The sequence below is a fragment of the Sulfitobacter sp. R86518 genome (assembly GCF_042466275.1).
In the GTDB taxonomy this organism is placed as follows: domain Bacteria; phylum Pseudomonadota; class Alphaproteobacteria; order Rhodobacterales; family Rhodobacteraceae; genus Sulfitobacter; species Sulfitobacter pontiacus.
On sequence record NZ_JAXHCA010000005.1, the window covers coordinates 494,861 to 514,151 of the forward strand.

The 19,291-nt window shown below is 57.0% G+C and carries 20 protein-coding genes; 7 read left to right on the top strand and 13 right to left on the bottom strand.

Annotation, left to right across the window (positions count from 1 at the left end):
• Positions 1 to 44: 44 nt before the first annotated feature.
• The 5 genes from tcuB to SJY36_RS03270 form a co-directional block, all read right to left on the bottom strand.
• Complete coding sequence (gene tcuB, locus SJY36_RS03250; protein ID WP_386172937.1) at positions 45 to 1,112, bottom strand: tricarballylate utilization 4Fe-4S protein TcuB; 1,068 nt, start codon at positions 1,110 to 1,112, stop codon at positions 45 to 47.
• A complete protein-coding gene (locus SJY36_RS03255) occupies positions 1,102 to 1,377 on the bottom strand; it encodes an FAD-binding protein (RefSeq protein ID WP_386172939.1) in 276 nt (91 codons plus the stop codon). The genes tcuB and SJY36_RS03255 overlap by 11 nt, the downstream gene beginning before the upstream one ends.
• 158 nt (positions 1,378 to 1,535) lie before the next feature.
• A complete protein-coding gene (gene istB / locus SJY36_RS03260) occupies positions 1,536 to 2,288 on the bottom strand; it encodes an IS21-like element helper ATPase IstB (RefSeq protein WP_286699791.1) in 753 nt (250 codons plus the stop codon).
• Complete coding sequence (gene istA, locus SJY36_RS03265) at positions 2,285 to 3,784, bottom strand: IS21 family transposase (RefSeq protein WP_286699790.1); 1,500 nt, start codon at positions 3,782 to 3,784, stop codon at positions 2,285 to 2,287. Before istA ends, istB begins: the two co-directional genes overlap by 4 nt.
• Positions 3,785 to 4,057: 273 nt before the next feature.
• Positions 4,058 to 4,906, bottom strand: a complete 849-nt coding sequence (locus SJY36_RS03270; RefSeq protein WP_386172942.1) for a DUF4437 domain-containing protein — start codon at positions 4,904 to 4,906, stop codon at positions 4,058 to 4,060.
• Positions 4,907 to 5,020: 114 nt separating this feature from the next.
• Between SJY36_RS03270 and SJY36_RS03275 the strand changes: the two genes are divergently transcribed.
• Positions 5,021 to 5,923, top strand: a complete 903-nt coding sequence (locus tag SJY36_RS03275) for a LysR family transcriptional regulator (RefSeq protein WP_386172944.1) — start codon at positions 5,021 to 5,023, stop codon at positions 5,921 to 5,923.
• 218 nt (positions 5,924 to 6,141) lie between these two features.
• Here the strand turns inward: SJY36_RS03275 and SJY36_RS03280 are convergent, their stop codons facing one another.
• The 5 genes from SJY36_RS03280 to SJY36_RS03300 form a co-directional block, all read right to left on the bottom strand.
• Positions 6,142 to 6,420 carry a GNAT family N-acetyltransferase gene (locus tag SJY36_RS03280; RefSeq protein ID WP_386172946.1) on the bottom strand — a complete coding sequence of 93 codons (279 nt, stop codon included), beginning with the start codon at positions 6,418 to 6,420 and terminating at the stop codon, positions 6,142 to 6,144.
• A gap of 30 nt (positions 6,421 to 6,450) precedes the next feature.
• The gene (locus tag SJY36_RS03285) at positions 6,451 to 8,061 is read right to left on the bottom strand and encodes an FAD-dependent oxidoreductase (RefSeq protein ID WP_386172948.1); all 1,611 of its coding nucleotides are present in this window, start codon (positions 8,059 to 8,061) and stop codon (positions 6,451 to 6,453) included.
• Between the two features lie 188 nt (positions 8,062 to 8,249).
• Positions 8,250 to 9,161: a 2OG-Fe(II) oxygenase gene (locus SJY36_RS03290; RefSeq protein ID WP_278426380.1), complete on the bottom strand. Its 912-nt coding sequence runs from the start codon at positions 9,159 to 9,161 to the stop codon at positions 8,250 to 8,252.
• A 221-nt stretch (positions 9,162 to 9,382) separates the two neighbouring features.
• Positions 9,383 to 10,369, bottom strand: a complete 987-nt coding sequence (locus tag SJY36_RS03295; RefSeq protein ID WP_386172951.1) for a zinc-dependent alcohol dehydrogenase family protein — start codon at positions 10,367 to 10,369, stop codon at positions 9,383 to 9,385.
• 194 nt (positions 10,370 to 10,563) lie between these two features.
• Complete coding sequence (locus tag SJY36_RS03300) at positions 10,564 to 11,409, bottom strand: enoyl-CoA hydratase/isomerase family protein (protein ID WP_386172953.1); 846 nt, start codon at positions 11,407 to 11,409, stop codon at positions 10,564 to 10,566.
• A 382-nt stretch (positions 11,410 to 11,791) separates the two neighbouring features.
• On the opposite strand from SJY36_RS03300, the gene SJY36_RS03305 reads away from it, so the two are divergent.
• The 6 genes from SJY36_RS03305 (at position 11,792) to SJY36_RS03330 (ending at position 15,520) form a co-directional block, all read left to right on the top strand.
• A complete protein-coding gene (locus SJY36_RS03305) occupies positions 11,792 to 12,781 on the top strand; it encodes a thiamine pyrophosphate-dependent dehydrogenase E1 component subunit alpha (protein WP_386172955.1) in 990 nt (329 codons plus the stop codon).
• A 15-nt stretch (positions 12,782 to 12,796) separates the two neighbouring features.
• On the top strand, positions 12,797 to 13,816 hold the full coding sequence (locus SJY36_RS03310) for an alpha-ketoacid dehydrogenase subunit beta (protein WP_386172957.1): 1,020 nt from the start codon (positions 12,797 to 12,799) through the stop codon (positions 13,814 to 13,816).
• A gap of 76 nt (positions 13,817 to 13,892) precedes the next feature.
• A complete protein-coding gene (locus SJY36_RS03315) occupies positions 13,893 to 14,126 on the top strand; it encodes a biotin/lipoyl-containing protein (RefSeq protein WP_005851830.1) in 234 nt (77 codons plus the stop codon).
• Positions 14,083 to 14,466, top strand: a complete 384-nt coding sequence (locus SJY36_RS03320) for a 2-oxo acid dehydrogenase subunit E2 (protein WP_386172959.1) — start codon at positions 14,083 to 14,085, stop codon at positions 14,464 to 14,466. The genes SJY36_RS03315 and SJY36_RS03320 overlap by 44 nt, the downstream gene beginning before the upstream one ends.
• Positions 14,463 to 15,161: a hypothetical protein gene (locus SJY36_RS03325; protein ID WP_386172961.1), complete on the top strand. Its 699-nt coding sequence runs from the start codon at positions 14,463 to 14,465 to the stop codon at positions 15,159 to 15,161. The genes SJY36_RS03320 and SJY36_RS03325 overlap by 4 nt, the downstream gene beginning before the upstream one ends.
• A gap of 56 nt (positions 15,162 to 15,217) precedes the next feature.
• Complete coding sequence (locus tag SJY36_RS03330) at positions 15,218 to 15,520, top strand: DUF1330 domain-containing protein (protein ID WP_386172963.1); 303 nt, start codon at positions 15,218 to 15,220, stop codon at positions 15,518 to 15,520.
• Positions 15,521 to 15,730: 210 nt separating this feature from the next.
• On the opposite strand, the gene SJY36_RS03335 is transcribed toward SJY36_RS03330, so the two are convergent.
• The 3 genes from SJY36_RS03335 to SJY36_RS03345 all read right to left on the bottom strand — a co-directional run bounded on the left by SJY36_RS03335 (position 15,731) and on the right by SJY36_RS03345 (position 19,269).
• The gene (locus SJY36_RS03335; protein WP_386172965.1) at positions 15,731 to 17,602 is read right to left on the bottom strand and encodes a sigma-54-dependent Fis family transcriptional regulator; all 1,872 of its coding nucleotides are present in this window, start codon (positions 17,600 to 17,602) and stop codon (positions 15,731 to 15,733) included.
• Between the two features lie 65 nt (positions 17,603 to 17,667).
• Positions 17,668 to 18,450 carry an SDR family NAD(P)-dependent oxidoreductase gene (locus SJY36_RS03340; protein ID WP_386172967.1) on the bottom strand — a complete coding sequence of 261 codons (783 nt, stop codon included), beginning with the start codon at positions 18,448 to 18,450 and terminating at the stop codon, positions 17,668 to 17,670.
• Between the two features lie 42 nt (positions 18,451 to 18,492).
• Entirely contained in the window at positions 18,493 to 19,269 is a 777-nt protein-coding gene (locus tag SJY36_RS03345) for a CmcJ/NvfI family oxidoreductase (protein WP_386172969.1), read from the bottom strand.
• Between the last annotated feature and the right edge of the window lie 22 nt (positions 19,270 to 19,291).

A 19,291-nucleotide genomic window follows, 5' to 3' on the forward strand; every position in this document is an offset into this window, starting at 1 on the left:
GGCGCGGCCGGGGTGATCTGGAAGCGGTGCTGGAAAGCCTAAAGTCAGCCCACCTCGCGCCGCTGTGCATCCCTGACCAGCGCTGCCATTCGGTAGAACCCATGCGCCATCTTGGTGAAAGGCGTGAGCAGGAAAAACGCCAGCACCGCGCCGAGATGTATGACCAAAAGACCCGGCATCCAGCCGGTACCGCCCGCCGCATAGAGCAACAGCCCGCTCAGCCCGACAAACCCCAGCAACCCGGTAAAGGCTATTTCGCCGCTAAAAGCGTTGGTCGCACCGAGCGATTTGTCCGACCGCAGCTTGAGCCAGACCATCTTGCCACAGCCCAACACCAGCAGAACACCGCCGGAAAGGCCGAGGATCTTGGGGGCGGAAAACAGCCCGTAGGGGGCAGGCATATCGAGCAGGTAATGCATCAGCGTCGCCACGCTGGTCGAAGCGAAACACAGCAGAAAGCCATACATGATTGCCTGATGCGCATAGCGGCGGGCATGGGTGAAGCGGTCTTCGTCTTCAAAGTTGCAGCCGTCGCCGTGGCCGCCTTTGAGATTGCGCATGTTCGCGACAGAGGCGATGGCCCCGCGCAGATGCGACAGGCGCACCGGGGCGCCGCCCACGGTTTGCCAGTAGCGGCGCAGGCCGATGGCGATACTGAACAGCGGGAATAGAAAAGCGGGCAGGAAGATCGCGACCATCGCATTGTGAGACAGCACAGCATAGAATCCTTCGCCTCCTGCGGCGGCCAGCGCACGGGCGGCCCAGAAGAGCAGGGCAAAGCCCAAGACAGTGGCGAGCACGATGGCGAGGCCGTTTTTCTGGAAGGCTTTCCCGGCGGCACGTGGAAAGGCAAACTCTTCCCAACTGTCTTGGCGCACATCGGCCAAGGCTTGCGGCAGGTTCAGGTCAAACTCATGCGGGGCGGTGTATTGGCAGGCATAGTAGCAGCCCCGGCAATTGTGACAGAGGTTCGCCAGTTGAGTCAGATCCCCGTCCGAAAAAGCGCGTTCGGCTTGCAGGGCCGGGAACACTGAGCAGTACCCCTCGCAATAGCGGCAAGCGTTGCAGATTTCGGCCTGACGGCGGGCCTCTTGGAGTAGATCAATTTGCATGGGCTGCGGCCTCCTTGCCTGCGATACGTCCGAATACGGTGCCGATGGTCATGCCGAACCCGGCGAGGTAGCCTTGGCCCAGAATCGACCCGGCCATGGTTTCGCCCGCAGCCCAAAGGTTGCTGACAAGGCGGTCGTCGATGGAGCATTGCGCGTTTTCATCCACCTTCAGCCCGAGATAGGTAAAGGTGACGCCAGTGCGCAGCGAATAACCGTAGAACGGCGGCTCGGTGATGGGGCGGGCCCAATTGGTCTTGGGTGTCAATCGCAGAGTAAAAGTGGGCCAGGTCGCGGCATAAAAAGGGGCCACTGCGTTTGATGTTGTTTTGCGCTTTGGCGCGCGTGCTCTTCACAAAGCTGAAGCGGGCCAAAGCGCATGCTGGCCCTTGGGCCAGCATTTTCCTGTCTTTGATTGTGGGTGGATTATTGTCGGTTTTTGCGACTGTGTTTGAGCCGGTAGCTTTCGCCATTCATCTCGAGGATGTGGACGTGATGGGTCAAACGATCCAGCAACGCGCCAGTCAGGCGTTCTGATCCAAAGACCTCGGTCCATTCATCAAAAGGCAGATTTGAGGTTATGATGACGGATCCGCGTTCGTAGCATTGCGATATGACCTCAAAGAGCAATTCTGCGCCGGATTTGCTGAGGGGCACAAAGCCCAACTCATCAATGATCAAGAGGTTCTGGCTGGTCAGTTGTTTTTGAAGACGCTGCAATCGCCGCTCATCTTGGGCTTCGATCAGATCATGAACCAAGGCTGCCGCCGTTGTGAAGCGTACTTTCAACCCGCGTTGACATGCAGCCAATCCAAGTCCCAAAGCGATGTGCGTCTTGCCCGTGCCTGACGGTCCAAGGGCGATGATGTTTTCCTTGCGATCAACGTAATCACAGCGTGCCAGCTCCATCGTCAGCGGCTTGTTCAAGCTGGGTATGATCTTGAAGTCAAAGCTATCCAAGCTCTTGGTACTGGGGAACTTTGCCGCTTTGATGCGCCGCTCAATCATCCGGCGCTCGCGATCAATCAGTTCCATCTCACACAGCCGTGCCAGGTAGTGCACATGGTCTTTGTTCTCGGCCGCACAAAGCTGCGCTTGTTTGGCATACTCGCCTTGGAACGTTGGCAGTCGCAGCTTTTTGAGATGGTGGTGCAGAAGGATTTGAGGCGCGTCAGTCATGCTGCTGTCCCTCCGATCAGACTCATGTAGCTGGATGGCCGCGTCATGGCGACATTGGCCTTGGGCAGATACGGATAGAACTCTAAATCCAACCTCGGCGGTCGTTTCTCAACCCGGCACAGCACGAGATGCTTTACAGCGTCATAGCCAATTGCACCCAGATCAATGGCATGACTGATTGCGCCCTGTACAACATCCATGTCGAATGTTTCCAACAGACGCAGGACCTGAACGTATTCCCGCTTGCCCGGTTTGCCCATGCGGGCTTCGAGCAGGCGGTGCAGGGTCGCGAAGACGTCCGGCAGTTCCCAACCCTGCAAAGGCGCTGCCTGATCCAAGGCCCCAACCTTCTGCTCAATCAGCGGCAAGAAGTGCAGCGGATCAAAGATCATATCCGCGGATGCGTAAGACCGCTGGTGCCGTGCGATCACCTCATTGCCGCAACCGATCAGTACCTCGTGTACAAAGCCACGCACATGAACGTCATGGTGTGCATAGGCCACCGGTACCGAGTAATCATTGCCTTTGTAGCGCACCATCGAGATCGATGTGGCCCGTGTGCTGACGTGATCGCAGGCTTCATACTCCGCAACGGGCAATCCCATCAGCGCATCCAAATCAGATATCAAGCGCTCGCCGATGGTTTTGTCGTGGCCACGAAGTGTCTCGCCCTGTCGGGCCAGGCACTTCGCTTCAAGGTGCGCATTGAGATCATCAAAGCTGTCAAAGCGTGGCGCGGGCACCATGAAGTTGCGGCGGGTGTAGCCAACCATCCCCTCAACATTGCCTTTATCGTTGCCTCGCGCAGGCCGCCCAAACTTGTCATCAAACAGGTAATGCGATTGCAACTCTGTGAACCGCTGGGTCCGGACGCGGGTTTTGTCCCCCAGAATGCGGGCGACTGCGATCTTCGTGTTGTCGTAAAGAATGGACTGCGGGATGCCGCCAAAAAACGCAAAGGCTGACACGTGGCCGTCACAGAACGCCTCGGTTGTCTCGGCGGGATATCCCTTCACAAACACCGCATCCGAATGGGGCAAGCTCATCACAAAGAAGTGGATCTTGCATTCCACGCCGCCAATCACACCCAGCGTCTCGCCAAAATCTACCTGCGCATGGCCCGGAAGATGCGACAACGGCACAAACACCTCTTTGGTCCGCCGCTTTTGCTCACGAACGTAATAGGTCACCGTCGTTAAGCTGCCCGCATATCCATGTTCGTCGCGCAAACGCTCGAATATGCGCTTTGCTGTGTGTCGCTGCTTTTTGATCAAGGCTTTGTCAGTGCGAAGGATCTCATCGATCACACCAACAAACCCATCAAGCGTCGGGCGGCGTGGCGGTTCTGAACGCTGATAGCCGGGCGGCAGCTCATGGCGCAGCATCTTGGCAATCGTCTTACGATCTTTATTGAAGTAACGCGCGGCCTCCCGCGCTGACATGCCGTCCTTCAAACACGCGCGGCGCACGCGGCTATAAATATCCACAGAATACATCTCCCGCCCTCCGCATAAACGAAGGGCACAAACTGGCGGACTTTTACTCCGCTACAACTGCAAAACGCAGCCGCTTCCGTGGCCCAATATTGCTCCGCGTTTTACACTAAAAAGCTGACCTGCCGAAAGTCGACAGATCCACGTGCCGGTTTGTTCGATTTCAGAAAAGCAGGCGGATGCACGATACAGGAGCTTGCTATTTTCTTTGCCAGTGGACCGCGATCGCTTGAACTTGGGATTAGAACCATCTTTCAAACGACCGCGGCACTGCGATTACTTCCCGGTGAAAGTATATTTGCCTTCTGCACGCACATACAGCATGCAATCATCTTCGATCTGGCAAGACAGATCATATGATCCGCCTGTTTCGGAGCCAAAATAGCTGCCGGGAACCAGATCGCTTTCTGTGGAACCTTCCGGGACGGTTAGGTCCGTTTTGCCAGAGATTGTGACAGCGCGGAGCAATCCAGCATTGCTTTCGAGCGTGCCGGAAGTTCCTGCCGGAATTTTCAGGAATGTTGCATTGGTTGCGCTGGTCTCTCCCCAAAGGTAGGCGAGCTGCGGGGCGGCGGTGTTTTCCTTGGCGGCTGGCTGATCGATCCATGTCACATCACCCGTGCTTAGCCAGACAACGTTGCTTGAATCCAAATTCACTGGAAGTTCGTGGTTGTCAAAAGCCTCTTTGGTCGGCCGGACCAGATATGGCCCTTCGAGGATCTCCAAAAAGATCGTTGCGCCGCCCTCTGCCGCCGCAGATGTGATGTGAGGCTCACCCGCCGGCTGTGACCAAAAAGAGCCCGGCCCCATCCACATGTTTGCGGCATCGGGATCATCATTGTGGCCAGCACCTTCGATAACGATGCCCCGATAGGTAATGTTGTGAATATGGGGCGGCGAAGAAAAGTTCTCTCCGAATTTGATAATGGCACCGGTGGGCACGTCTTTGGCGATTTCCCCCCAGAGCACGCCGGCCTGAGGTGCTGCGTCTCCGCGTGCTGGGTTGAGCGGCTGATAAGTAACATCCGAAAATTTCACGATCTCGGTGGCTTCTTGTGCAAAGGATTGCTGCGAACTTAGCGACAGGGCTATTGCGGCTATGGGCAGAACGGAGTGTTTCATCATGTCATATACTTTCGTGGTTAAAGCGTCTTGGCTCGTTGCCGGGAGTGAGATACTATGAAGTCAATGAATGATAATGGCTTCAAAAAGTAATATACTATTTGGCTATGACAAATAATGATTAACGATCTGAAATTGCTGGAATTGTTCGTTCGGGCAGCGCGGTTGGGAGCTATAGGTAAGGCCGGTGCAGAGTTTGGTTTGTCGCCGGCGAGCGCGACGCAACGCATTCAGGCACTCGAATCCGAAGTGGGCGCGCAGCTTTTGCACCGGACAACTCGAAGCGTCAGTGTGACGCTTGAAGGGGAGCGCTTGCTGAAACATGCAGAGCGGATTTTCGAGGCGGTGCAGGACGCCATGCTTGACGTAAGTGGCGAAAATCAAGTCCTGCGCGGCACTCTAAGATTGGCTGGCCCTGCCTCATTCGGGCGGAAGTACATTGCGCCATTTGTGACGGAATTCTTGTCGATGCATCCGGGTTTGACCGTGCAACTCCACCTTAGTGATACGGTTTTTGACATCGTGGATAACGGGTTCGATTGTGCTATCCGGTTGGGTGCTCTGGAAAGTTCGAGCCTCAAGGCGCAAAAGCTTAGTTCATGTCCACGTATTCTGGTTGCTGCGCCAGACTACCTAAAGGCGATGGGTACACCACAAACGCCACAGGATCTGGTTCATTTTGACTGCGTAATTCGCGATGCATTGCAGAATTGGAGGTTCAAAGGGCCTCATGGGGAGGAAGATGCCGTCAAAGTCGCGGGCCGTTTTGTGACCAATCTTGCAGAGGGTGTTACCGAAGCTGCCATTTCCGGCTTTGGCATCGCGCGCAAATGTACATGGGAAGTTGCCGAGCATCTTGAAAGTGGTGAACTGGTAACCGTCTTGGACAGATATATCGTAGCGCCGGAGTGGAACATTCACTTCATGCGCCCGCCCGGCGGGATCGAGCCGCTTAGGGTCCGGCAATTCAGATCGTTTATCAAACAAAAGATGGCGCAGGTGCCGACTTTGGGGCAGTGAAGCGGTTTTTACAATGACCGGTAACTTGCGACCCACGACCGAACAGCGCCGTTTTGGATTATGGTGCCCGATATACACAGCAGTGCATATATGGCCGGATTGGATTGGACTGGGCGTGAGATTGACCTCAAGGCGTTCGCCAACAACCGTCTCATTGTTTCACAAAATGAGACACTTACATTTGTGAAAATGTTCGTGTTTCGCTATGCTTTATAAGCCTAGTTCAGCACGTCAGCCCATTCGGGGTGTTTCCGAAACTCTGAGGCGGCGAAAGGGCACAGCGGCACGATTTCTTTGCTTTGCTCTCGCATGTCAGCGACAATTCGTTCGATAAGCATCTGCCCGTACCCGCGACCCCGCAAGGCGTCGTCGACTTCGGTGTGGTCGATGATGACGATCTTATCTCCAGCTTTGGAGAAGGTCGACACGGCCTCACCATCCTCGGTTCGGAGGACATAGCGTCCCCCTGTTTCTCCGTCTTCAAAATCTACGTGCATGAGGGGCTCCGTCAAGTTTTCAACTGGGGTTCAGCTATTCAAATGGTTCCAGACTTCGCTCATGACGACCGAGCCTTCGCCCACCGATGACGCCACTCGCTTGACCGAGCCGGACCGCACGTCACCAACTGCAAAAATGCCGTGGGTCGATGTTTCAAACGGCGATCGGCCACCGTTTTCGGTGCCTGTCAGAACGAAGCCCTTATCGTCCAACGCGGCGTGCCCAGCCAACCACTCTGTATTGGGTGCCGCCCCCGCCATGATAAAAACTGTGCGGCTGTCATAGCGATGATGCGTGCTGTCGGCTTTGTTTTTCACCGTCACTGCGGTTAGCTTGTCATCGCCATGCAGATCGGAAATTTCTGCTTGGTAATGGATTGTTATCCGTGGATCGGCCTCAAGACGCGACGACATATAGTCCGACATAGACGCGGCAAGGTTGCCGGAGCGCACCAGAAGATGCACATGCGCAGCTGTGCGGCTGAGGAACATGGCCGCTTGCCCCGCGGAATTGCCACCGCCTACAACGATGGCTTCCGAGTTGCGGCAAAACCGAGCTTCCATTTCTGTGGCGGCATAATAAACGCCGACGCCCTCGAATTCTTCCAGTCGCGGGATCGGCAGCTTGCGATACTGAACACCCGTAGCCACCACAATCGACCGTGCGCAGAGTTCGCGTCCGTTTGAACAGGTCGCGTAAAAGCGGTCGTCGCGATAGGCTAATGCCTCGATCCGCAATGGCATGGCAAATCGGGTGCCGAATTTCATCGCTTGGACTTCGCCGCGCCACACAAGGTCTCCGCCTGAAATTCCCGTTGGAAATCCCATGTAGTTCTCGATCCGGCTGGAGGTGCCTGCCTGCCCACCAATGGCGATATCTTCTGCGACGACGGCAGATAGTCCCTCGGCACCAGCATAAACCCCTGCGGCTACGCCCGCAGGCCCGCCCCCGACAATCAGGACATCGACCACTTCGCCGTTCGGGATCACCAGCTCAAGCCCCAATGTCCGAGCGAGCTTTTCCGGCGTCGGATCGTAAATCACCTCACCGCCAAAAATCACCGCAGGGCCACAACCTTGTAGATCACAGCTTGTGCGTTCCGCGTCGGCCTCGGCGCTTTCAAGATCAATCAGTTGCGCCGCGATCCGGTTGCGCTGTGCAAAGACGGCGATCTTCTGAATATCTTTATCAACATCCGCGCCGATCAACTTGAGCTCGGTTTGTCCATGCTCGATGTTTCCGCGGCGTCTGGCGGCAAAAACAGTCAAAATTATATCGCTCATCTCGGGGATGCGGGACATCAGTTTAATCAGGTCTGCGTTTTGGACCGCGATCACTGTCGAGGTTTCACACGCCCTCATTTGGATCATCGACACCGCACCGGACAGCGTCCCGATTTCACCGGTAAATTGGGATGGCCCCATCGTGGCAGCGATTGTCCGCTCCTGCGTAATCGGATGCACAACCTCTATCTCGCCGCTTTCAATATAAAGCAATTCCTCCAGCGGATCACCGGGTCGAATGATCGTGTCGCTTGCGCCATACGTCCGTATCGTTCCAACCTCTCGTAGCGCTTCGACATGGTCCGCATGCAAGGGCGTCCGCTGCATCTGACTAAGATCGTTGGCAAAGCTTTCCATGCTTGGCATCCCTTTTCGCTATTTGTTGGTTGCTCTCGGCGCGTCGCACCCCCGTTGATGAGAATAAACGCATGATGCACAGGCGCTAATGAACCTTATGTTACAGGCATGCAGCACGTTATTTCCGTCGCATATCTGGGCGGCCTGAACCGCCCGAATATATCGCTATGTCAAGGGACAACCCGGCCTTAGAACGGCGCGAAATTGTCAAATTCTTCCGTTGGTACGGACCACCTGTCCTTGGCCGAGATTTGCGGCGTCGGGGTGCTGCCATGCGGAATTTGTCCGTGTTGACCATACAGCCACAGAACAAAGTTATAGCGTTCGCCTTCAGTGATCGGCTCGGACGCGTGGGGGACGCTGCCGTGGTGGATCAGGGCGGTGCCGGGTTCAAACGTCAGTTTTTCAACGCGGCGTGAAACCGGATCGATGAAGCTGACGGCCGAACCGGAGTACCCTTCGCCGGGCAGGTTCAGGTTGATATTTAGTGTCACCGCAGAGGCATCCGAATGAGGGCGCAGGGACGTATCTTTGCTGGCCTGCCACCGGATAGAGAACCCGAATGTTTGTGTGTCGTAGCCTACAACGTCAGGAAATAGCAGACGAGACACGGGCCGCATGTAGGCGTCCATCATCTCGCGGTAGAAGCCCTGAAACCCGGGCGCGGCCAGATACCCTTCGGAGCGCGGGTCAAGCATGGCGCCACCACGGTTCAGCACGATCCCGTAAGGGGGGCGCAATGGGATGTCCGCATCGGCAACGCCGTCAAGGTATTCACGCAGGGCCGCAAGGCGTTCGACATCAAAGAATTGCGCGCGATAAACTCCGGGGAAGACTTCTTCCCACAGGTCCTTGACCGCATCTTCGGCTGTCGGATCTACCCAAGCTTGCTCCACAGCCGCGCGCAGTTTCGGATCGAAAATAGAGCTGTCGAGCTGAGGCAGCTTCGCCTCGTTCTCCGTCTGCCATTCTGACCAAGCGCGTTCAAACAGATCGCGGTTCTGGTTCCAGAATTGTTGGACAGAGAACTCGCGGTTGAGCATTTGTTCCCGGCTTGGGCGCGCAATGGCACGGGCTTGTTGAAGAGATGAAAGGGTCATTTAGAAGCATCCTTCTTATGTTGGAGCAGGTTTGATAAGCAACACTTATTGATCCCCCTTCGATTGATAAACGGGCATATTATGTAATCAAAATTCGGTTAATGGATATAATCATCCGTTCGGGTTGGGACGCAGTTTTTCTTCAAAATCCTATTTCGGAAAAACGAATGGCGCGGCGAGCCGAAGCCCGCCGCGCCATGCCGAACGCGCCTTGTGGTGCGTTATACGTCCACGACTACCTTGCCGATTGCCTTTCCGCTGGCAAGCCGGTCATAGGCTGCACCGACTTCTTCAAGGGTAAACTGGGGCTCATCCACCACCGGTTTCAATGCGCCGCTATCAACCAGCTTTGCCAGTTCGGCCAAGATTGCACCGTGGTCTGCGCGGTCTTTGTCGTGCAGCATCGGGATCAGCATGAATACGACATGCAGTGAGGCACCCTTCAGGTGGGCGGGGGACAGGTCAAGCTCTGCCAACGCGAGCGTCGTCGCCACTTTGCCGTTCAAGGCGACCGCGTTGAACGAGTTCGTCAGGTTGCCAGCGCCGACTGTATCCAGCACCGCGTCGAAACCTTTGCCACCTGTGTGTTTGGCGACATAATCCTCGACGGTTTCCGCCTTGAAATCGATCGCTCCGGCACCAAGGTCGCGCACAACAGATAGGCGTTCGTCTCCGCTGTCGGTGGCATAAACCTCTGCCCCCAGTGACCGGGCCAATTGCACGCCGATGTGCCCGACACCGCCAGAACCGCCATGCACGAGTACCTTCTGACCCTCGCTTACGCCGGCCCGCTTGAGCCCCTCATAAGCGGTGATCCCGACCAGCGGGATCGCGGCTGCTTCACGCATGGATAGGGATTTCGGCTTTTTCGCGATCAGCCGTGCATCAGCCGGCATGTATTCCGCCAGAGCGCCCTGAAGGTTGGCCAGACCACCGGCGCAGCCATATACTTCGTCGCCCACGGCGAAACCGCTCACACCCTCGCCGACTTCTTCAATCGTACCAGCAAAATCCATGCCCAAAACAGCAGGTGTAGCGGGGGCAAAGCCAAGGTCCGTGCCCATATTGCGGATCATCATGTCGATTGTGTTGATACTCGTTGCTTGAACGCGAACAATCACATGACCGGTGTCTGCGGTTGGTTTGGGCAGCTCGGTCAATGCAAAGGGGGAGTTGGGTCCGTATTCGGAGAGGGCCATGGTTTTCATCGGATCTTCCTTTCGATGTGTTTGTTGACACAGAACTAACACGTCTGAATATTTGGGTAATCGGTGCAATTCGGAGTTCAGTTTTCGGATTCCGGAGGTAATGCTGTCATCTGCACGTGGACGGCGACCAAATAGAAAGAACCGCACCGTGAATACGGGCGCGGTTCTTGAGTAGTGCCCTTAATAAGGGGAGTTTAGTTGATGTCTTGAACCTTCATGACCAGATCGCCCCAATTGCGCTGGTTCTCGATGTCGTGCTCAAGCCCTTGTTCGTCAGCCACTGTGAAACGCTTGATGGCCGGGGTTTTGCTGGTTGCTTGATAAAGCCAATAGGCCTCTGCCTTCAGGGCTTCTTCAATTGGTTTGTCGATGGATTCGTAAACCATCTGCTTACAGGCGTTAATCGAAGCCGCGGGAAATTTGGAAATGCGCTGCGCCAGTGCATCAACGTAGGGGCCGATCTCATCGGGCTCGAGCGCCTTGTTGATTGTGCCGAACCGTTCCGCATCATCTGCGTCGTAATCATTTGCGCTAAGGATAATTTCCAACGCTTTGCCCAAACCGGTTTGACGGGCCATGCGCGACGCGCCGCCTCCACAGGGCAGAATGCCCATGCCGACTTCCATTTGCATGAATTTGAATTTTCCGCGTGCGGCGAACCGCATGTCGAGCGCCAGTGCCAGTTCATGGCCTCCGCCACGTGCAAACCCTTCCAGCTTCGCAATGGTCGCTTGCGGCACCCTGCTAATCCGTTCGCATACCATTTGTAGGTCAAGCAATACCGCGTTTTCGCGCGAAACGGCTTCGATCGCCATATCTTTAAGAAGTTCCGTATCGTAATGCGCCACCCAGATTTCGGGGTGCGCCGACTGGAAGATTACAACCTTTGTATCGCGGTCCCGCTCAAGCCGCATGGCAAGGCTGTTCAGGTCGGCGAGCATCTCTTGTCCCTGAACGTTGACCGTTCCATAATCGAACGTCACGGTAGCGATGGCATCTTTGACATCGACGCTAAACGTTGTGAAATTCTCGTACTTCATAGCATCTCTCCGTTGTGGTGCCCTGTTTTGCGCAGGGCTTGAGTTGTGAGCCGAAGCTCTTTGTCGTGCCCCTATGATGAGATGATCCAAATTTTGGATAAACGGGGGTGAAGTTAGCTACAGAATTCGGATTTTGAATATAAACTGCATAACGGCTTTAATGCTGAGTCGATGTCCGTTTTTCTTCGACGCGCAGACCAATTCCTGCTCAAGGTGCGCCACACTCTGGCTCAATGTGTCTCAAACTGTCTCACGGTGAGACAGTTTGCGCGATCAAGCCCCGCGTGGGCTTCAGCGTCATTGTTCCGCAGCCCAACAGGTTCAATCCTACTTCCAGCGTTCATGCGGCAGGGAGAGGCCGCGCACATGGGAGGAGGAATTCATGTCACCAACACGCGAAGAACAGCATTGGATGTATCGCAATATGGTCACGAGCCGGAGGTTCGAAGAGGCCATTGCGAAGATCTATTTCGAGGGTAAATCACCGGCGTTCAACATGGCCAATGGGCCGATCCCGGGTGAAATGCACCTGTCCGACGGGCAGGAGCCAGTGGCGGTGGGGGTTTGTGCGCACCTGACTCCCGAGGATGTGGTCACAGCCACCCACCGTCCACACCATCAGGCCATCGCCAAGGGCGTTGATCTGGATAAAATGGCCGCCGAGATCTTCGGTAAGAAAACCGGCTTATCCGGTGGTCGCGGCGGGCATATGCATCTCTTTGATGATAATGTGAACTTTGCCTGTTCTGGCATTATCGCGCAGGGCATGGGCCCCGCCGTGGGGGCGGCGCTCAGCCGCAAGATGCAAGGCAAGCCGGGCGTCGCCGTTGCCTTCGTCGGTGAAGGCGCGGTGAACCAAGGCGGCTGGCACGAGGCGATGAACCTCGCTGCCGTTTGGAACCTGCCCTTTATCTGCGTGGTCGAGGACAACGGCTGGGGCATTTCTGTCGCCAAAGAAACCGCCAGCAGCATCGGCAGCCATGCAGACCGCGCGGCGGCTTATGGCATCCCCGGAAAACGGATTGAGGGCAACGACCCCTATGCCATCTTTGAAGCAGCAGGCGAGGCGATTGCCCGAGCACGAGCGGGTGAAGGCCCATCGCTGCTGGAATGTGAAACCTACCGTTTAGCGGGCCACTTTATGGGTGACGCCGAGGCCTATTGCCCCGAAGGGGAAAAGGACGCGCTGTTTGAAAAAGATCCGATCCCCAAAATGAGGGAAAGATTGCTTGCCGAAGGTGCTGCCAGCGAGGCGGAACTGAACACGATCGAGGAAGAATTTGCTGCGCGCGTTGATGCCGCGATCAAGTTCGCCCGCGAAAGCGATGATGCAGCCCCCGAAGATGCGCTGACGCGCGTGTTCGCAGCATAAACGGGAGGGAGAGACATGACCAAATCGAACGAGAGAAAACTGACCATCGCCCGCCCTATGGCCGAAGCCACCGCACAGGAAATGCGCATCGATCCCTCCGTCTTTGTGATGGGCGAGGACATCGGTCCTCTGGGTGGCGTCTATGGCAATACCCGTGGGTTAATCGAAGAGTTCGGGGCGGAACGCATCCGCGACACACCGATTTCGGAAACTGCCTTTATCGGTGCCGCTGTTGGTGCGGCGCAGGATGGTATGCGTCCGGTGGTCGAACTGATGTTCGTCGACTTCTTTGGCGTCTGCTTTGATGCGATCTACAATCTGATGGCCAAGAACATCTATTTCTCCGGCGGCAACGTGAAAGTGCCAATGGTTCTGATGACCTCAACCGGTGGTGGCTATTCCGACGGCGGCCAGCATTCGCAGTGTCTGTACGGCACCTTTGCTCACCTGCCCGGAATGAAGGTTGTGGCCCCATCCAATGCCTATGACGCCAAAGGGTTGATGACGGCCGCCATGCGCGACGACAGTCCGGTGGTTTACATGTACCACAAGGGGCTACAGGGCATGGGGTGGCTTGGTACCGAGGCGGGCGCGACTGTGCATGTGCCGGAAGAGCCCTACACGCTGGAAATCGGCAAGGCCAAGGTCGTGCGCGAAGGCAAGGACGTGTCGATCATCAGTGTCGGAATGGGCGTTCACAACGCGCTGAAGGCGGCAAAAAAGCTTGAAGAACAAGGTGTCAGCGCCGAAGTCGTCGATCTTGTCAGCCTTGTGCCGCTGGACCGTGACACCATCCGCGCCAGCGTCGCCAAGACCGGCAGGCTGATCGTCGTGGACGAGGACTATATGAGCTACGGCCTCTCGGGCGAAATCATCGCCTCCGTGACCGAGCATGATATCTCGGTTCTCAAGGCCGCGCCGAAACGCGTTGCCTTCCCCGATGTGCCGATCCCATTCGCGCGGGTGATGGAGCAGTTTTGCCTGCCCAACCCTGACAAGATCGTCGCCGCTTGGGACGAGATGCAAGCGGTCTGAGCCGAACCAAAACCAACAAATCACTAATCAACGGGGTCGCATGCAGCGCGACCCCGAACAGGAAAGGACACTTCAAATGGCAACAGATATCGTCATCCCATCCGACCTCTGGGAAGAGGACGAAGAAACAGTGATCACCGGCTGGCTTGCTGATGATGGCGCGACCGTCGAAGAAGGCGCGTTGGTGGTCGAGATTATGACCGCCAAGGTGCAATACGAGATCAACGCACCAGCCTCTGGCACCCTGCGGATCAAGGAAGAGGCCGATGCCGTTGTGCCCAAGGGTGCCGTCATCGGGTCGGTCGAATGACCAAGGTCGTCCCTCTCAAAGGCGTGCGCGGCAGGATCTGGCCACGCGGGCCAAGATCAACAAGCTGACCGTGACAGAAATGACCGGCGGCACATTCACCGTCTCCAACCTCGGCCTGACGCGGGTGGAACATTTCACCCCGATCATCAACGCAGGGCAAATCTGCATCCTTGGTATCGGGCGTTTTACGGATCGCGCGGTGCGGGGCGAGGATGGCGGGATCGAATTGCGCCCCCATGTGGGCCTGTCGCTGACCTTTGATCATCGCGCGCTTGATGGCGCACCAGCGGGTGATCTGCTGACTTCCATCTGCGAAGAGATTGAAGGGATGGCGGTGTGAACGCACCTCTCACATATGTGGAGCGCGTGGCCGAGGGGCTTGCCCTTGAGGCAGCGGCCTTCGCGGCGCAAGGCGCTGTAACCTGTCTCTGGAGCCCACGCCGCCGCGCGCTTGTCTGTCCGGCAAGCCTGAGGCTCAAGCCCGGATTTGAAACGGCGAAGCGTAGTTCAGCCACGCGCGGCTGGCCGTTGTATCTGCGCCCCACGGGCGGCGGCGCGGTCCCCCAAGGTCCGGGGGTGTTAAACCTCGCGCTGGCGTTTACCGCTGATCGGACGTTCTCCATTGAGGATGGTTACCGCCTGATCACACGGATCATTCAGAATGCAATCCCCGCCGGTTGGGCGACGGGTGCGACCCCGAACAGCTTTTGTGACGGCGCATGGAACCTGTCCTTGAAGGGCCGCAAAGCCGTTGGCACCGCGCAGCGCATACGTCCTGTTGGCAACGGGCAGCGCCGCATTCTGGCGCATGCGCTGATTTTGGTGGAGGGCGATCTGGCCGCCGGGGCAGCAGCCGTCGATGCGTTTCACCGTGACCTTTCCCTTGGCCCAATTGACGCGGGGGTTCACACGACGTTGGACAGGGCCATCCCGTCGCAGCGTGATCCGATGAACGCATTGGCGGCATCACTCAATGAAATAGCACAGCGCGACATCGGACGCGCAACACAGCATTTAGGTCGCCGAGCGGCCTGAACCCGAACCCGCGCTCACAACAAGGGTAATCGATACCAAAGAGGAGGAACCAATCCATGACAGCCTATTCAGTTTTGGCCGTGACACCCACCGACGACAGCTGGATACCCGGCTATATCGAGCCGGTCGGCAAGATCATCGCCAAACATGGCGGCAAGTATATTGCGCGCACAACCAGCCACGAACAGGTCGAGGGGGAAGACCAGCCCGCAGCCCTGCGCGTGATCCTTGAATGGCCGGATGCGCAAGCCGCCCGCGATTTCGTGAATGATCCGGACTACGCGCCTTATCTTGAGGCCCGCCATAAAGGATCGACCAGCGTTCATTCCATCATCGACGGCAAGGACGAGCTTGCCTGAGAACCTTAAGATACCCAGCGGTGTCCTTGCGAATTCCGCTACTGCCGACGGCCTGTGAGGACGCCAAGAAAAGCCTAATAGACCCACAATGTGAGTGTGATCTGTACTCTATCACACCTCGCACGTGAGGCTCGGCAAAATGATGCACACATGCCTTCTGACCGCCTTTGACAGGCGGTCCTTTTTTACGCGACGGTGGGCCGGCCTGCTTCAGGTCGGCCGCCGGATCTCGTACATTTTCAGTTTCCGGTTAATCGTTGCGCGCCCCATTCCAAGTATGCGAGCAGCTTCGCTGACATTCCACCGACTGTTGCTGAGCGCATCAAGGATCATGCTGCGTTCGTCATAGGCGGTTACCGGACTGGCGGGTACAATGGCGCAAACCGGTTTCGGTATCGCAGAGGCCAGAGGAGCGCCAACAGAGGCTTGTTGCAAATCAAGCAGGTTGATCCGGTTGTCCTGTGCCGTTGCCAATGCGTTCTGAAGCGCGCCGCGCATTTCGCGGACATTGCCATGGAACGGTAGGCGACAAAGCGCATCTTTGGCCTCGGCGCTGAAGGTGACGTTACAACCGGTCAGCTGCGCGCACAGGGCCTGTGCCAAAACCTCTGGATGTTCACGTCTTCGAAGCGGGGGCAGGAAGACCTTTGAGCCTGTTAGAAGATAAAATAGGTCGTCTCTGAAATGCCCCGCGTTGACGGCGTCTATCAAAGGTTTGCGGCTGGTGGAAACCACACGCAGGCGGCTGTCATGCCCATGATCATCCGTTTGGTGGCGGTGTTCTTCCTGTTCATTCAGGAAACGTCGCAGCTCTGCCTGCGAAGTGCGCGGCAACTCGTCCACATTGTCAAACACCAAGGTCGCGCGGACGCCCTTGCCATAGGACATTCTTGACACGACGCGGGCTTGCTCAATGACCCTGCGCAAATGGTCTGTGTCGGCGTCACTCTCGCCAAGCGTCGCACAATCCAGATCGAAAACCGGTGCGTCAGGGGCATCGGTTTGCAGCAATGCGGCCACAAGCGCGGATTTCCCGGTTCCGGTTTCGCCTTCCAGATGCAGCATGGCTGTGTCTTCCAACATGGTTCGCGCACGGCGACAGGCGGCAGCCATGCTATGACTTCCGGTCGCCAACTGCTGTAGCGATGGTGGCAAGCGCGGTTTGCGCGCAGGGCCGGGCGGCAGCGGCTTGGACACCCGTTGGGGTGCGGCGGTCTTTGGCAAAGCAACCGTCAGGTTCACGGCGGCCCCATGATTGGCTGGAATTGAAACTACCCTCTCGGGCACATTCACCAGCCGATTGCTGTCGACGTGAAAGATCGCCTCGAACGCCTGCCCCCTCAGCGATGCAGCGTTTGCACCGTCAAGGCAGGCGGAAACGGTCGAAGTGGCACCGATAATCATCCCTGCCTCGTTCACGGCGACCAGTGCATCTTCGGAGAGGACGTGATCACGCCCCACACGCGAGACCGTCACAAGCATCGCGTCGTTGAATTGCTTTTCAAACAGGTTGCGCTGAATGCGATGCGCGGTCTTTGCCAACAGCTGCTGTCCAAACAGATAATCGGCGCGATTGCCCCGATCGACAGAGACAAGATTGATTGCACCAATCATCCCCCCGTTGGCATCCAGCACCGGAACGCCGGTACAGGCGAACTGTCTGAGCGTCGAAAAGTAATGATCCGCACCGCGCACAGTGATTGCGTGCCCCGTTCGCAAGGCCATGGATACGCCGTTTGTACCGGCCACGCGTTCGTCCCAACATGACCCAAGGGCGATGCCGTTCCATCCGTCAGAGCCACTCGTCGCCCCGCTATGCTCGATCCGCACAGAGACGCCATCGGCGTCGGTGACAACCAGACGATGACCGATTTCGCCCGCGACCGAAGCGAGATGTTGAAAGAAGCCCTGCCTGCCGCCGGTGCTCTCGACAATCTGTTCAAGTCGGGGGGGGGCAACTTCGGAGGATTGGAGGCGCATGATAGGCCGCCCGGTATCGTGCCGCAGGTTATACTGCCGCGCACACCGGTCCCAGGACGCGGCAATCGCATCCGTTTGATTTGAGGTAATGAAACCTCTCATCACGTCTCCTCCCGACTCTTAGCTTAATGCGCAATCCCCTTGATCGGCAAACGTTTTGGGACGCCTCAGGCGCCAGCCAGCTCACGAATAGCCGCCATCAGTTGCGCGACATGTGCGCGGTCGGCGGCTGCGGGATGGGGCCGTACGATGCGTCCGGCATCGTTGTCGTAATACTGCCCCGAGGCGTTGGCGAATTCTTCGGACACTGCCGCACGGCGCAGGATGTCCGCCCCGATCCGCAGGTCATTGCCCGCCATTCCATAGGATTCCTTGACCATTTTTGTGGCAAGAAGAGACCCCGGGTTGACCGAGACAAACACCGGCCCGTCGGGGTGTTCGCGCGCCAATTCCTGCGACCAGATTGTCAACGCCAACTTGCTTTGCGCGTAGGCTTCATTGTGGCCAAGCTGTTGCTCACCGCGCATGGCCTTGATGTTGACGGGCGCTTGTGCTGCTGAGGAAAGGCTCACCACGCGACCGTCTTTTGGGATGATCGGCAGCAGACCAACGGTCAAAGCCCAAGGCGCGATTGCGTTGACCATGAAACGCACATCCAGCCCGCTGTCTGTCTGTGTGTTGGGAACCTTCAGAACCCCGGCATTGTTGATCAACACATCCAGGGTGTCATGTTTGGCACGGACATCTGCCACCAAGGCGTTAACATCCTCCAGCAGCGAAAGGTCAGCGCGGTAGGTTTCCGGAGTGCCCCCGACCTCGTGTGCCGCGGCTTCCAACTTGTCCGTACTGCGGCCGTGCAACAGGACGTTGTGGCCCTCGGCAGTCAGCGTCTTGGCTGTCAAAAGGCCGATCCCGTCCGTCGCGCCGGTGATAAGAATTGTCTTGGTCATGTGAATGTCTCCTCAGGTGTGCAAGGCGCGGGTGGGCGCTCTTTAATAGCGAAGCAACGTACGGCTCTCGATGCTTTGGCGGGGCGTCGTGACTGTCGGGTCCTCGATCAGATCAATCGCACTGTGGCCAACGCAGGGGCGGCCGGAATTGTCGTAGATGTTGAAAAACGCGACCTCGTCCGGCGTCATCCGTGAGCGGTAAACCCATTCGTGCGCGTCGTCTTTTGCCAACCCCATCACCTGGCCCTTGCGATCGGGGTAGATCAAGTCAATCACGATCCAATCTGCGTCTTTAACAGTTGAGGGACGAACGAAGCCAAGCGGAGCCGAATTGATCGGGTTCGCGATCGGGCGCCAGACGTTGATAAAGGCATAATGACCCTGCGCCCATTCATCGGCCTGTCCAGGGCCCAGAATATCCACAAGACGCCTTTCCGCACCCTCGCGGCTATAATCGCTGTGGACGTGGCGGGCCGGGCGGCGCTTGGCCTGCGGATCATCGATGCGGACTGTATGATCAAAGGTGATCACCTCTTTTGCGCCAACTTCCTGTTTCAATAGATCGGCCAGTTCGGCATCATATAGGCTTTGCCAATTGCCACCTTCGAAATCCAATATAGCCGTTGGGGAGTTGGCAAAAGCAAAGCCATCCTCTGCAAAATCCGTGACGGCCTCGCAGTTCCGTTGATCCTTCACTGCGATCTTGGCAGCGAAAAACTCCGGCTCGATGAGGTTGCCAGCAACGCCATCCACATCAATTTCGAACGCCTGCCGAAACGGCTTGTGGACGTGATAATTTACGGTTCCGGTCTGTGTCATCAGAGCCTCCTTTCCATCATGA